Origin of the sequence: Peribacillus sp. AS_2 (assembly GCF_026891895.1) — a bacterium.
In the GTDB taxonomy this organism is placed as follows: domain Bacteria; phylum Bacillota; class Bacilli; order Bacillales; family DSM-1321; genus Peribacillus; species Peribacillus frigoritolerans.
In genome coordinates, this window is sequence record NZ_JAPTGA010000024.1 from 19,486 (window position 1) to 33,324 (window position 13,839).

The window sequence follows — 13,839 nt, forward strand, 5'->3', positions numbered from 1 at the left end:
TAGGCTGAATTTTCTAAAAAAATTACAGATAATAGAAGGAGTTCACGTTTTTTTGTTGAATATGTACTTTAAGTTTTAACAACAACAAAAAGGGATGGTGAGCTTAAATGGAAGTAACTGACGTAAGATTACGCCGTGTGAATACGGATGGTCGTATGAGAGCTATCGCATCAATTACACTGGATAATGAATTTGTGGTTCATGATATTCGTGTGATCGACGGAAACAATGGTTTATTTGTAGCAATGCCAAGTAAACGAACTCCAGATGGAGAATTCCGGGATATCGCTCATCCAATCAATTCCTCGACACGCGGGAAAATTCAAGAAGCTGTCTTGACAGAATATCATCGATTGGGAGAACTTGAAACTGAATTAGAGGAAGCTGGAGCAGGTGCTTCTTAAAATAACCTTACTTTTAAACTTTAAATTTATAAGTCGTGCATCTAGAGCCTACTTCATAAGTAGTGCTCTTTTTTATTTATTCAAAAACAGATAAGTTTAGAACTTATCCGCTTATCATACACATTTGCTTAAATGAATTGTAAAACTTACGTGTTATCTAAAGTTTAAGTACCCATCCTTTTTATTTTTAAAACCTTTTTGTTCAACGGAAATTGAAATTTCTGTAAGGGGATCTCTCTAATGACCTGAATCGGTAACCTGATCTCGGAATGGGAGTAGACAACGGGTGCAGTGCTGCCAGATGGCTTGTACATAGGCATGGCGCGGTCGCGGCGGTGTTTTGGGATAAAGGGGAGGAAACATGTTTCTGTACATTGACCGGGCATATATCATTCATTTCATGATGCCAAATAATGCCCCAAGGTCCAATGCTGGCATTTGTAAGCTGTCGGATAACGGAAATTTTTCACCCGATTGGTTGACAATTATATGTACTTTTAATTGTTACCTTGAAAAGAATCACTATTTGAGATAATATTTTTAGTGGATAAAAAGGTGAAAATGGAGGCCTGTTATGAGTAATCGCTATGCAATAATATTGGCCGCTGGGCAAGGTACTAGGATGAAATCTAAGCTTTATAAGGTTTTGCACCCTGTTTGCGGGAAACCAATGGTACAACATGTTATCGATCAAGTCAATCAACTTCAAATAGAAGATATTGTAACAGTCATCGGCCATGGTGCTGAAAAGGTTCAAGAGCAACTTGGTGATTCATGCAAGTATGCCTTACAAGAACAGCAATTAGGTACGGCACATGCTGTAATGCAAGCGGAAAGCGTTTTATCCGCAAGAAGTGGCACGACCCTTGTTATTTGCGGTGATACGCCTCTGATTAAAGCGGAAACAATGAAAGAGCTTATAGCCTTGCATGAGCAAAGTCAGGCGAAAGCAACAATCTTAACAGCATATGCAGATAACCCTGCTGGCTATGGAAGGGTCCTTCGCGGTGAAGGCGGACTTGTAGAAAAGATCGTCGAGCATAAGGATGCTTCGGAAGAAGAAAGATATGTTAAGGAAATAAATACCGGTACATATTGCTTCGACAACCAAGCATTATTCAGCGCGCTGAAAAAGGTTTCGAATGAAAATGTCCAGGGAGAATATTACTTACCGGATGTTATTGAAATCTTAAAAGAAGAAGGCGAAGTGGTTACGGCTTTCCAATCCAGTGAATTCGAGGAGACATTGGGTGTGAATGACCGCGTGGCTTTATCGCAGGCTGAGCAAATTTTACGGAAACGCATCAATGAAAAGCATATGAGGAACGGTGTAACGATCATCGACCCGCTTACAACTTTCATTGAAGCGGATGTGCAAATCGGACAGGATACAGTCATTAACCCTGGGTCATTCATTAAAGGAAAAAGTATCATCGGGCAGGACTGCTTGATTGGCCCGAATACGGAAATCAGTAATTGTGAAATTGGTGATGGAACGGAAGTCCTCCAATCGGTTGTGCACGAAAGCAGTATTGGAAGTTTTGTTAAAATCGGTCCATTCGCACATGTTAGACCTCAATCAGATATTAAGGATTCCGTTAAGATCGGTAATTTTGTCGAAATCAAAAAAACCGTTTTTGGCAAAGGAAGCAAGGCCTCACATTTGAGTTATATTGGTGATGCAGAGGTTGGGGAGAATGTTAATATAGGCTGTGGATCTATTACCGTGAATTACGACGGGAAAAATAAATATTTGACGAAGATTGAAGACAATGTCTTCATAGGCTGCAATTCTAATCTGGTTGCACCTGTGACAGTAGGAGAAGGGGCATATGTAGCTGCTGGTTCAACCATCACGCAAGATGTACCGCAGCAAGCCCTATCCGTTGCCCGGGCTCGTCAAGTTAACAAAGAAGATTATGTCAAGAATTTGAAATTTAATAAATAACCGACGGAGGTCATCATGTCAAATCAGTATTTAGATCCTAATTTAAAAGTATTCTCTTTAAATTCAAACTTCGATTTAGCTCAGGAAATTGCTGCAGCAATCGGTGTTGAACTTGGAAAATGTAGTGTAACAAGTTTCAGTGACGGTGAAGTTCAAATTAATATTGAAGAAAGTATCCGTGGCTGTGATGTATTCGTAATCCAATCAACAAGCCAACCAGTCAATGAAAATTTAATGGAACTTTTAATTATGATCGATGCTCTTAAACGTGCTTCAGCTAAAACGATCAATATTGTAATGCCATATTACGGTTATGCCCGCCAAGATCGTAAAGCGCGTGCGCGTGAACCAATTACAGCTAAACTTGTCGCAAATCTTTTAGAAACGGCTGGTGCCCACCGTGTAATCACATTAGATCTTCACGCACCTCAAATTCAAGGTTTCTTCGATATTCTGATCGATCACCTTGTTGCCGTTCCGATTTTAGCTGATTTCTTCAAGGAAAAAGATTTAAGTGATATCGTCATCGTTTCCCCGGATCATGGTGGTGTAACACGTGCCCGTAAAATGGCCGATCGCCTAAAAGCACCGATCGCCATTATCGATAAACGCCGCCCAAGACCGAACGTGGCTGAAGTCATGAACATCATTGGTAATATTGAAGGGAAGACAGCAATACTGATTGATGACATCATCGATACTGCAGGAACGATTACATTAGCGGCCAATGCCCTTGTGGAGAATGGTGCTAAAGCAGTGTACGCTTGTTGTACACACCCAGTCCTTTCAGGACCTGCCATCGAAAGGATTCAAAATTCAACGATCAAGGAATTGGTCGTGACTAACTCGATTGCCCTATCCGAAGATAAGAAAATCGATAAAATTGTCGGTCTTTCTGTAGCACCTTTGATTGCAGAGGCAATCATTCGTGTGCATGAGGAACAATCAGTCAGTACATTATTCGATTGATAACCAAATAAAAAAACGAAACACGGCGGGCCTTTCGGGCTCGCCGTGTTTTCGTTTAAAAGTTTCAGAAAATATTTAATTCTTAGTTGACAGATGAGAATAGTAATAATAAAATAACCATACAAAATACAATTCATCTTCATGGAATGAAAAACTGTACTATGCAAGTGCATACTGGTTAATGCCGATCGGACTACCGAAGGCTCCTTTTCACTTACCATTGAACATTAGGCATCATTTTGCCCTATTGTCCAATTGGTGAAGGAAAGGAGCCTTTTATTTTTATATAAAAAGTTTAAGAAGGGTGTGCAGAATATGAAGAAAAAACGAAAGATATGGCTGCTGTCCTTCTTCAGCATCATCATGCTGATAGTGAGTGCATGCGGGCAGGAAAAGAAAAGCTCCACAAGTGCTGATGCAAAAGAATCGGATAAGACCATCCAAATCGGTTATCAAAAATTCGGGACATTAAATATTTTAAAATCAAAAGGGGATCTGGAAACACGTTTAAAAGAAGTGGGATATACCGTCGATTGGACTGAATTCCCTGCAGGACCTCAGCTGCTTGAAGCCTTGAATGTCGGCAGCATTGATTTTGGGCATACAGGGGAGGCGCCGCCGATATTTGCACAAGCAGCCAAGGCACCACTTGTCTATATTGCAAATCAACCGGCAAACCCATCAGGAGAGGCTATAGTCGTCCAAAAGGATTCACCCATTAAAAATGTGAAAGAGTTAAAGGGAAAAAAGGTTGGCTTGAATAAAGGTTCAAATGTTCATTACCTATTGGTCAAAGCGTTAGAGGAAGCAGGTCTTACTCTTGATGACATTCAGCCCGTCTACTTGCCACCGGCTGATGCGAGGGCTGCTTTTGAAGGAAACCAAATCGATGCCTGGGTAATATGGGATCCATTTTTATCAGCGGCGGAATTGGAGCTTGAAACGAAAACGATCCGGGATGGAGAAGGACTGGTTGCGAATCGGGAATTCTTCTTGGCAACTGATTCATTTGCCGGGAATGAAGAGGCGTTGAAGATCATCAAAGAAGAACTGATAAAAGTTGATAAATGGATTGAAGAAAACCCAAGCGATGTGGCTGAGTTTTTATCTCCGGAAATTGGAATGAGTGTGGAGGCATTGGAAAAAACATTAAATAGAAAAGAATACGGACTTGAGGAGATTTCCAGTACGGTTTTGGATGATCAACAAAATATTGCCGATACATTTTACAATCTTAAATTAATTCCAAGCAAAATTAATGTTCTAGATGCATCTGCAGATGTTAATAAAAAATAAGGGGGAAATAAAATGAAAGTATTTTGGTTTTTGCCATCACATGGGGAAAGTCGCTATTTAGGATCGACAAAGGGAGGGAGAGCGATTACACTTCCTTATTTAAAACAAATTGCACAGGCGGTTGATCATTTGGGATTTGAAGGGGCTTTGCTTCCAACGGGACGATCCTGTGAGGATGCTTGGGTAGTTGGTTCTTCATTGATTTCTGCAACGGAAAGAATGAAATTTTTAGTTGCTATCCGTCCAGGTTTAATGTCGCCAACCTTGGCTGCGCGTATGGCTTCAAGCTTCGACAGGTTGTCGAATGGCCGTCTTTTGATCAATGTTGTAACTGGGGGGGACCCGGTCGAATTGGCAGGTGATGGCGTATTTCTGAATCATAAGGAACGGTATGGGCAAACAGATGAATTCCTTGATATCTGGAGAAAGGAAATGTCCGGGGATAGAGTGGACTTTGAAGGGAAGCACCTAAAGGTTGAGGGCGGGAATATCCTGTTGCCGCCTGTACAAAAACCGTATCCACCACTCTATTTCGGAGGATCTTCCGACCCGGCCATCGATATATCAGGAAAGCATATAGATGTGTACTTGACTTGGGGTGAGCCCGTGGTGCAAGTGGCTGAGAAAATTGAAAAGGTGCGTAAAAAGGCAGCAGAATATGGACGTGAGGTCAGATTTGGCATACGAATGCATGTCATTGTAAGAGAAACGGAAGAAGAAGCTTGGCAGGCGGCGGACGAACTCATTAAATATGTGGATGATGAAATGATTGAAAATTCACAAAAGATTTTTGAACGATTTGATTCAGTGGGTCAGAAGAGGATGTCGCAACTTCATAAAGGAAGCAGGGATTCACTCGAAATCAGTCCAAACTTATGGGCGGGTGTTGGTCTAGTGCGCGGGGGCGCCGGTACGGCACTAGTAGGGAGTGCAGAAAATGTTGCTGCCAGAATGAAGGAATATGAAGAAATCGGAATAGAATCCTTTGTTTTATCTGGATATCCTCATCTTGAAGAAGCGTATAGAGTTGCGGAATTATTATTCCCCTTACTCCCTGTTGAAAGGCTGCAAGGACCCGTTTCAAAAGCTACGAGCCCATTCGGGGAAATATTGGCTAATGACCACTACCCTACAAAAGGAAGTGAAATTGAAGATGAAGTTAAACAAAAAGTTCAATAGTTTGTACCTCATATCATGGATTGTGCCCATTCTCCTTTTGGTAACTTGGCAGCTGCTGTCCTTGTGGGGAATTTTATCGGATCGGATATTGCCTGCCCCGACTGAAGTGTTTCAAGCAGGTGTCGCTTTATTGGGGACGGGTGAACTTATTGATTATATCGGTATCAGTGCTCAGCGAGCCTTCATCGGCTTTTTAATAGGCGGAATCATTGGTTTTGTACTAGGTTTATTAAATGGATTATCATCCATTGCTGAAACCTTATTCGATACCTCGCTTCAGATGTTGCGTAATATTCCGCATTTAGCTTTAATACCGCTCGTGATTCTATGGTTTGGTATAGAAGAAGAAGCGAAAATCTTCCTTGTCGCTTTAGGGGTTCTATTTCCTATCTATTTAAATACATTTCATGGTGTGAAATCGGTGGATAAGGGATTAATCGAAGCGGCGAGGGTTTATGGGTTAAGTGGTTTTTCTTTATTCTGCAATGTGATTCTCCCTGCGGCCTTTCCATCCATTTTGGTGGGTATCCGCTTCTCCCTTGGAATCATGTGGGTCACATTAATCGTCGCAGAAACAATATCCGCTAATTCCGGAATTGGATATATGGCTATGAATGCCCGTGAATTCATGAGGATGGATATTGTTGTTCTTAGTATTCTCTTATATGCCTTATTAGGCAAAATATCGGACATTGCGGCCAAATTAATTGAAAAAAGATGCTTAAAATGGCATCCGTCATACCAATGAGGAGGTCATTAACATGAAAAATGGTAATTCGTTGGAGTTGCAGGGTGTAAGAAAGGATTTTGGGGAGTTTGAAGTATTAAAGGGGCTGGACCTGACATTTAAAAAGGGAGAATTCATAGCCATTGTCGGTAAGAGTGGATGTGGAAAGAGCACCTTGCTTCGTCTTGTGGCAGGACTGGAAAGGCCGACGGGCGGGCAGATACTGGTGAATGGAAAACCATTGAATGGGCTAAATAAATCATCACGTACGATGTTTCAGGATGGCAGGCTTTTTCCTTGGAAAAAAATCCTTCAAAATATTGGCGTAGGCTTGAAAGGGGATTGGAAGTCAAACGCTATGGAATTACTGGAGCAAGTGGGCCTTGCAGATCGAGCAAATGATTGGCCGTCCGTTTTATCTGGGGGGCAAAAACAAAGGGTTGCATTAGCGAGGGCCTTGGTGAACCAACCTGACATTCTCCTCTTGGATGAGCCGCTAGGGGCATTGGATGCTTTAACGAGGATTGGCATGCAAAGGCTGATTGAAGAACTATGGAGAAAAAGGGACTTTACTGCCTTACTCGTTACACATGATGTTGAAGAAGCTGTAATGCTTGCCGACCGTGTCATATTAATCGAAGAAGGCAAAGTCGTCATGAATAAGGAAATCAATCTGCCGAGACCACGGAAAAAGGATAGTATTCAATACTCATCACTAGCAGCCCAAATCCTTGACCGAGTGATGCAAGTTGAGGGGGAAATGGAAAAAAAAGCGATTCACGCTTGAATTAGAGAAAAAGAATGAAAAAAGATTTTGCAGGGAATTCCTAAGTTTACCATATGTTTATCGCCTTCTTGCTCCCAGCGGATTTTACCTTCCATGTTTAATGATTCACCATTTAGGGAAATGTTAAATATAGAGAAACTTGTAATTCATATTAGGAAGGCGGAGGATGTATGAGTAATATATTAGCTGCAAAAGAACGTACGGATTCAAAACACTCTAATTTAAGGAATTTGAGGGAAAGCGGCGAAATCCCAGCGATAGTATATGGCAATAAAAATGACAGTACGGCCATTTCCGTCAATAATATCGAGCTTCAAAAGACAATCAAGGAAATAGGCCGTAATGGGATCATTTCTTTGGACTTGGAAGGTAAGAGTTATGAAGTCATGCTCTCCGATTATCAAAAGGATCCAATAAAGAACTCCATTTATCATGCAGACTTTTTAATTGTGGATATGTCCGCTCAATTACAGGCACAAGTTCGCATCAATCTTGTCGGTGTGTGTAAAGGCGTGAAAGACGGTGGGGTCCTCCAGCAGTCTCTTCATGAAGTGACGGTCACGGCTAAACCTAATGACATTCCTGACTCCATCGATGTTGACGTTACCGAACTTCAGGTAGGGGATACAATCTACATATCCGATATCCAAACGAATAAGCAAGTTACAATCGGCCACGATGGTGAAGAAGTTGTTGCATCTGTTTTGGCTCCTCGCCAGGAAGAGGAAATAAGTACAGGTGAACAGCAGGATGGCGGTATCCCTGAAAATGAAGAAGGCAGGGAAACCAAGGCATCACCAGAGTCATGATGCCGGGATTAAACAAGTGAATCATGATATAATAGGCGTAGCTCTTAACGAGTTACGTCTTTTCAATCTCTGGATGCATCCATTTAAATCGGACAGATTTTTTTTCGTAATGGAATCCTTTAATTTGGATTTTACCTAATTAGTTCTCCGGTCGCTTGCAGTCCAGCTTGAAATTAGGGTACTATTTTTCTAAGGTCGATGGATCTTGGAAAAACTTCGTCCCAGTGTAACTCCCTAAATAACCGTAATGACGGAGTGTGAATCATGAAAATTATTGTAGGGTTAGGGAACCCCGGTAAACAATATGAAAAAACCCGGCATAACGTCGGATTTGAAGTAATAGATGAGTTATCCAGGAGATGGTCGATCCCTCTTGATCAAGCAAAACATAAGGGGATATATGGTTCAGGAATGGTAAAGGGAGAAAAAGTTTTATTGCTTAAACCTTTAACCTATATGAATTTGTCAGGAGAATCCATTTCGGCTGTCATGCATTTCTTTAAGGTGGATATCGCGGATGTGGTCATAATATATGATGACCTTGATTTGCCTCCAGGAAAGCTTCGCCTTCGTCAAAAAGGAAGTGCAGGCGGTCATAACGGGATAAAATCTTCAATTGCCCATTTGGGTACACAGGAATTCAATCGAATCAGAATAGGCATTGGCCGCCCGATTGGCCGCATTCCGGTATCTGACTATGTATTAGGGCGTTTTTCGCCTGAAGAATGGGATCATGTCGGAGCAACGATCGAAAAAAGCGCAGCTTCATGTGAAGCCTGGTTGGAAAAACCATTTATACAGGTCATGAACGAATATAACCAATAAGCAGAGAGTAGATATAAGTAAAGAATAATATCTTCCTGTTTCGCTGAATAAAAACCCTCTACTTTTGTACATACTAACACTATTACAAAAATAGGGGGTTACCAAATGGCTCTCCATTATCGATGCCGACATTGCGGAACTAAGCTGGGCTCAATCGAGGCACACTCACTGAGTACGGAGCAGTTAGGTTTTAATCAACTTACCGATGAAGAGCGACAAGAGATGATCGTTTATGATTCTGAAGGGGATATGCATGTAAGGGCGATATGTGAAGATTGCCATGAAACGCTGCAAAGAAACCCTGATTTATATGAAAACGATTATATTATTCATTAGCGGGAGAGGGCTTTGGACAAAATCCAAAGCATTTTTCCGTTTGTCTGGAATACCAGGGCAATAAAAGTTGCCGTTAATAAAGAGGATCTTGGTGATGGCCAAGTTCAAATACAGCAAATGTTTTTTCGCACGTTAAAGAGAGGGGGGGAAAGAAAATGAATGGATTGCAGAACTTGTTCTCCAAACAAGATGATGTTCATTCGTTAATAGCCGGCATCGATGAAGGGCTTAAGGAGCAAATCGTCTCTGGTCTCACAGGTTCCTCGAGATCGCTATTGCTGGCTTCCGTATATGAAAAGACGAATAGGCCTATTTTATTGGTTACCCATAATTTATTGCAAGCACAAAAATTCCATGAGGACTTATCAAGTTTCATTCCTGAGGAAGAATTATATATATATCCAGCCAATGAATTGATTGCGGCTGATTTGAGTGTTGCAAGCCCGGAATTAAGGGCCCAACGTGTTGAGGCATTGAATTTTTGGGCAGAGGGAAAGAAAGGGATTGTCATTGCCCCGATTCCTGGGGTGCGTCGTGTGCTTCCTCCAAAGGATATTTGGAAGAGGCATCAGCTTATCTTTAATCTAGGGGAAGACATCGAGCTTGAACCAACGCTTAATAAATTCATTGCCATGGGTTATAACCGGTCTGAAATGGTTGCTTCTCCAGGTGAATTCAGTATCAGGGGCGGTATCATCGATATTTACCCGATTACCGAACCTAATCCAATACGAATTGAATTATTCGATACCGAAATAGATTCAATAAGGACTTTTTCAAGTGAAGATCAGCGATCCATCGAAAAACTCAAGAAAGTGACGATCGGTCCCGTCAGTGAGGCTTTGCTAGAGACGGAGCATATCGAAAGAATCATAACTAAGCTCGAGAGCGGATTAAGTAAAAGCTTGAAGAAACTTAAGGACGAGAAAACCAAGGAACAGCTGGTCCAAACGATCAGTTATGAACTTGAACAGCTGAAAATGGGGGATATACCCGACAAAATCTTTAAATACTTAAGTTTAGCGTATGAAGATCCAGCTAGTTTAATAGATTATTTACCGGTAAATGGTTTGGTTTTCTTAGATGAAATCAGTAGAATCCAGGAAATCAATGATTCTTTGGAAAAGGAAGAGGCTGGTTGGTACACGGACCTTTTAAGTCAGGGACAAATTATCCATGACATGAAATTGGCTCATCCCATGCAAGAATTAATAATGAAATCCAGCAGGCCGTTTGTATACCTTTCATTGTTTTTACGGCATGTACCGCATACGAATCCTCAGAATATCCTGAATTTTGCCAGTAAACAAATGCAAAATTTCCATGGACAGATGAATGTGTTCAAAGCTGAACTGGAACGTTGGAAAAAAGGAAAATATACAGTCGTCATACTTGGACAGGATGAAGAACGGGTAAAAAAGCTGCATTCGGTTTTAGCCGACTATGATATAGAGGCAGCAGAACTGTTTAATGCTGACAGCATCCTTCCAGGTAAAGTACAGATTTTACGCGGCAGCCTGAACAGCGGCTTTGAATTGCCTATGCAAAAATTCAGTATCATCACGGAAACGGAATTGTTTAATAAGAAGTCAAAGAAATCGGTACGGAGACAGAAACTATCGAATGCAGAACGAATCAAGAGTTATTCCGAACTGAAGATCGGTGACTATGTCGTTCATGTTAACCACGGTATCGGTAAATACTTGGGTATTGAAACCCTTACAATAAATGGGGTCCATAAAGATTACCTGAATATTCGTTATCAAGCGGATGACAAATTGTATGTTCCTGTCGACCAAATTGACCTTGTCCAAAAATATGTCGGTTCTGAAGGAAAAGAGCCGAAGCTTTATAAGCTAGGCGGTACGGAATGGAAACGTGTCAAAAGCAAGGTTCAATCATCCGTTGAGAACATTGCCGATGATTTAATCAAGTTATACGCAGAAAGAGAAGCGGCAAAGGGCTATGCCTTTTCACCTGATGGTGATATGCAGAGGGAATTCGAAACATCATTCGCTTATAACGAAACGGAAGATCAATTACGTTCCATAGTCGAAATCAAAAAGGATATGGAACGGGAACGGCCGATGGATCGTTTATTATGCGGCGATGTTGGTTATGGGAAGACAGAGGTGGCGATCCGGGCCGCTTTTAAAGCCATAATGGATGGGAAGCAGGTTGCGTTTCTAGTTCCGACCACAATCCTTGCCCAGCAGCATTATGAAACATTAAGGGAGCGTTTTCAGGATTATCCGATTTCGATTGGCCATATGAGCCGCTTCCGGACTAAAAAGCAGCAAACGGAAACGATAAAAGGATTGAAGGCCGGCACGGTGGATATTGTGGTTGGCACGCATAGGATTTTATCCAAAGATATCGTGTACCGCGATTTGGGATTGCTTATCATTGATGAAGAACAGCGCTTTGGCGTTACACATAAGGAAAAGATCAAACGGTTAAAAACTAATGTGGATGTACTGACTTTGACTGCCACACCGATTCCGAGGACCCTTCATATGTCGATGTTGGGCGTGAGGGATCTGTCCGTCATCGAAACTCCGCCTGAGAACCGGTTTCCGATCCAAACTTATGTCATGGAGTATAATGGCTCATTGGTAACGGAAGCGATAGAACGGGAATTGGCCAGGGGCGGTCAGGTTTATTTCCTTTACAATCGGGTAGAGGATATAGCAAGAAAAGCAGAAGAAATTTCCATGCTTGTGCCCGATGCCCGTGTTACCTATGCTCATGGGCAAATGACAGAGCAAGAACTGGAAGCCGTCATGTTCGGCTTTTTGGAAGGCGAATATGATGTTTTGGTAAGTACAACCATTATAGAAACGGGTGTTGATATCCCGAATGTAAATACGCTTATCGTGAATGAAGCGGATAGAATGGGACTTTCACAGCTCTATCAGCTGCGTGGCCGTGTAGGTCGATCCAATCGGGTGGCATATGCATTCTTCACTTATAGGAAAGATAAAGTGTTGACGGAAGTGGCAGAAAAGCGTCTTCAATCCATTAAGGAATTTACAGAATTGGGTTCAGGGTTCAAAATCGCGATGCGTGATTTATCCATCAGGGGAGCTGGAAACATTCTAGGGGCTCAACAACATGGCTTCATCGATTCGGTTGGTTTTGATCTGTATTCACAAATGCTGAAAGAAGCGGTGGATGCGAAACGTAATGACCAACCAGCTGAAGAGAAGAACACACTGGAAATTGATGTTGAAGTGGATGCTTATATCCCTGATGCCTACATAATGGATGGACATCAGAAAATAGAAATGTATAAAAGGTTCAGAGGAATTGCTTCGCTTGAAGAAGTGGAAGAATTACAGGATGAAATGATCGATCGTTTCGGAGAGTATCCAGAAGAGGTTTCCTATTTATTCATGATTGCCGAAATGAAGGTATATGCTGAAAAGGCCGGAATTGAAAGCATTAAACAATTAAAGCAGGAAATCAGCATTCTCCTTAGGGAAAAGGTCAGCAGCGATGTCGATGGACAAAAAGTGTTCGAGCTGGGATCGAAGTATGGCCGTATGGTGGGCTTCGGCATGGACGGCAATCGAATGAAGCTGGTCCTGCACATAAAAGGCGTGGAACAAAGCAAATGGCTCAATATCTTATTTGAGATGGCCAAGGGGTTACAGTATGTAAAAAAAGAGACGCAAGCCACTAAAAACTAGAATTGATGATTGTCCTCTTGAAGAAATTTTTTTAGGTACCATGGTAAAAAAATGCAACAAAAAGAAAAATTTTTTCAAAGTGCATAGAACTTACCATTAGAAAAATACTAAGTACAATAGCTGGTGATGATTTTTGCTACAAAATGAGGATTTATCAAATCAATTAGATGAAAGTGAGGCAACATTAGATGAAAGCAACTGGTATCGTTCGCCGAATTGATGATTTAGGAAGAGTCGTCATCCCGAAGGAAATTCGCAGGACACTCCGTATTCGTGAAGGAGATCCACTGGAAATATTCGTGGATAGAGATGGTGAAGTCATCCTAAAGAAATATTCTCCAATTAGTGAATTAGGCGATTTTGCAAGGGAATATGCAGAAGCACTATATGATAGCCTTGGAAACCCAGTTATGATTTGTGACAGGGATACTTACATTGCGGTGGCAGGCGGCTCCAAAAAAGAATACTTAAACAAAAGTGTTAGTGACCTAGTGGAAAAAATCATGGATGAAAGAAATCCTGTCCTGGAGTCTCCAAATGGACAAATTTCATTCGTTGATTCCAATGATGAAGAGGTCCAATCTTATACTGCAGCTCCGATCATTGCGAGTGGCGACCCGATTGGTGCCGTCTTGATTTTCTCTAAGGACAGCACCATTGGTGAAGTGGAACAGAAATCGGTTGAAACAGCAGCAAGCTTCCTAGCTAGACAAATGGAACAGTAACCTTGGACATGCATTTATATCTTAAAAGATGGAAAGGGCAGCATTCGCGCTGTCCTTTTTGCACTTTCTAAAAAGAAACGGATATGGAAAATAATTAACAGTATGGATGGGATTGAAAAATAACCATTAGAATTATGCTATA

At 41.5% G+C, this 13,839-nt stretch carries 12 protein-coding genes; all 12 read left to right on the top strand.

Annotation, left to right across the window (positions count from 1 at the left end):
* The first annotated feature begins 107 nt into the window (after positions 1–107).
* A complete protein-coding gene (spoVG, locus tag OTG27_RS25190; RefSeq protein ID WP_034316332.1) occupies positions 108–404 on the top strand; it encodes a septation regulator SpoVG in 297 nt (98 codons plus the stop codon).
* Positions 405–978: 574 nt separating this feature from the next.
* Entirely contained in the window at positions 979–2,352 is a 1,374-nt protein-coding gene (gene glmU, locus OTG27_RS25195; protein ID WP_098186206.1) for a bifunctional UDP-N-acetylglucosamine diphosphorylase/glucosamine-1-phosphate N-acetyltransferase GlmU, read from the top strand.
* A gap of 15 nt (positions 2,353–2,367) precedes the next feature.
* Positions 2,368–3,321 (top strand): ribose-phosphate diphosphokinase, encoded by a 954-nt coding sequence (locus OTG27_RS25200; protein WP_034316329.1) that lies wholly within the window; start codon positions 2,368–2,370, stop codon positions 3,319–3,321.
* A 315-nt stretch (positions 3,322–3,636) separates the two neighbouring features.
* Positions 3,637–4,617 (top strand): sulfonate ABC transporter substrate-binding protein, encoded by a 981-nt coding sequence (locus OTG27_RS25205; protein ID WP_268938468.1) that lies wholly within the window; start codon positions 3,637–3,639, stop codon positions 4,615–4,617.
* 12 nt (positions 4,618–4,629) lie between these two features.
* Positions 4,630–5,796: an FMNH2-dependent alkanesulfonate monooxygenase gene (gene ssuD / locus OTG27_RS25210; protein WP_268938469.1), complete on the top strand. Its 1,167-nt coding sequence runs from the start codon at positions 4,630–4,632 to the stop codon at positions 5,794–5,796.
* Entirely contained in the window at positions 5,771–6,544 is a 774-nt protein-coding gene (gene ssuC, locus OTG27_RS25215; protein WP_268938470.1) for an aliphatic sulfonate ABC transporter permease SsuC, read from the top strand. Before ssuD ends, ssuC begins: the two co-directional genes overlap by 26 nt.
* Before the next feature lie 13 nt (positions 6,545–6,557).
* A complete protein-coding gene (locus tag OTG27_RS25220) occupies positions 6,558–7,310 on the top strand; it encodes an ATP-binding cassette domain-containing protein (RefSeq protein ID WP_063574554.1) in 753 nt (250 codons plus the stop codon).
* A gap of 170 nt (positions 7,311–7,480) precedes the next feature.
* Positions 7,481–8,119: a 50S ribosomal protein L25/general stress protein Ctc gene (locus OTG27_RS25225; protein ID WP_268938471.1), complete on the top strand. Its 639-nt coding sequence runs from the start codon at positions 7,481–7,483 to the stop codon at positions 8,117–8,119.
* Positions 8,120–8,383: 264 nt separating this feature from the next.
* Positions 8,384–8,944 carry an aminoacyl-tRNA hydrolase gene (gene pth, locus OTG27_RS25230; RefSeq protein WP_034316321.1) on the top strand — a complete coding sequence of 187 codons (561 nt, stop codon included), beginning with the start codon at positions 8,384–8,386 and terminating at the stop codon, positions 8,942–8,944.
* A gap of 105 nt (positions 8,945–9,049) precedes the next feature.
* Positions 9,050–9,280 carry an anti-sigma-F factor Fin gene (fin, locus tag OTG27_RS25235; protein WP_063574553.1) on the top strand — a complete coding sequence of 77 codons (231 nt, stop codon included), beginning with the start codon at positions 9,050–9,052 and terminating at the stop codon, positions 9,278–9,280.
* A gap of 155 nt (positions 9,281–9,435) precedes the next feature.
* Complete coding sequence (gene mfd, locus OTG27_RS25240) at positions 9,436–12,972, top strand: transcription-repair coupling factor (RefSeq protein WP_268938472.1); 3,537 nt, start codon at positions 9,436–9,438, stop codon at positions 12,970–12,972.
* 188 nt (positions 12,973–13,160) lie between these two features.
* Entirely contained in the window at positions 13,161–13,697 is a 537-nt protein-coding gene (gene spoVT, locus OTG27_RS25245) for a stage V sporulation protein T (RefSeq protein ID WP_268938473.1), read from the top strand.
* Positions 13,698–13,839: the final 142 nt, after the last annotated feature.

Coding starts and splice junctions, on each gene's coding strand:
- spoVG (WP_034316332.1), top strand. CDS start 108: ATGGAAGTAACTGACGTAAGATTACGCCGTGTGAATACGGATGGTCGT.
- glmU (WP_098186206.1), top strand. CDS start 979: ATGAGTAATCGCTATGCAATAATATTGGCCGCTGGGCAAGGTACTAGG.
- OTG27_RS25200 (WP_034316329.1), top strand. CDS start 2,368: ATGTCAAATCAGTATTTAGATCCTAATTTAAAAGTATTCTCTTTAAAT.
- OTG27_RS25205 (WP_268938468.1), top strand. CDS start 3,637: ATGAAGAAAAAACGAAAGATATGGCTGCTGTCCTTCTTCAGCATCATC.
- ssuD (WP_268938469.1), top strand. CDS start 4,630: ATGAAAGTATTTTGGTTTTTGCCATCACATGGGGAAAGTCGCTATTTA.
- ssuC (WP_268938470.1), top strand. CDS start 5,771: ATGAAGTTAAACAAAAAGTTCAATAGTTTGTACCTCATATCATGGATT.
- OTG27_RS25220 (WP_063574554.1), top strand. CDS start 6,558: ATGAAAAATGGTAATTCGTTGGAGTTGCAGGGTGTAAGAAAGGATTTT.
- OTG27_RS25225 (WP_268938471.1), top strand. CDS start 7,481: ATGAGTAATATATTAGCTGCAAAAGAACGTACGGATTCAAAACACTCT.
- pth (WP_034316321.1), top strand. CDS start 8,384: ATGAAAATTATTGTAGGGTTAGGGAACCCCGGTAAACAATATGAAAAA.
- fin (WP_063574553.1), top strand. CDS start 9,050: ATGGCTCTCCATTATCGATGCCGACATTGCGGAACTAAGCTGGGCTCA.
- mfd (WP_268938472.1), top strand. CDS start 9,436: ATGAATGGATTGCAGAACTTGTTCTCCAAACAAGATGATGTTCATTCG.
- spoVT (WP_268938473.1), top strand. CDS start 13,161: ATGAAAGCAACTGGTATCGTTCGCCGAATTGATGATTTAGGAAGAGTC.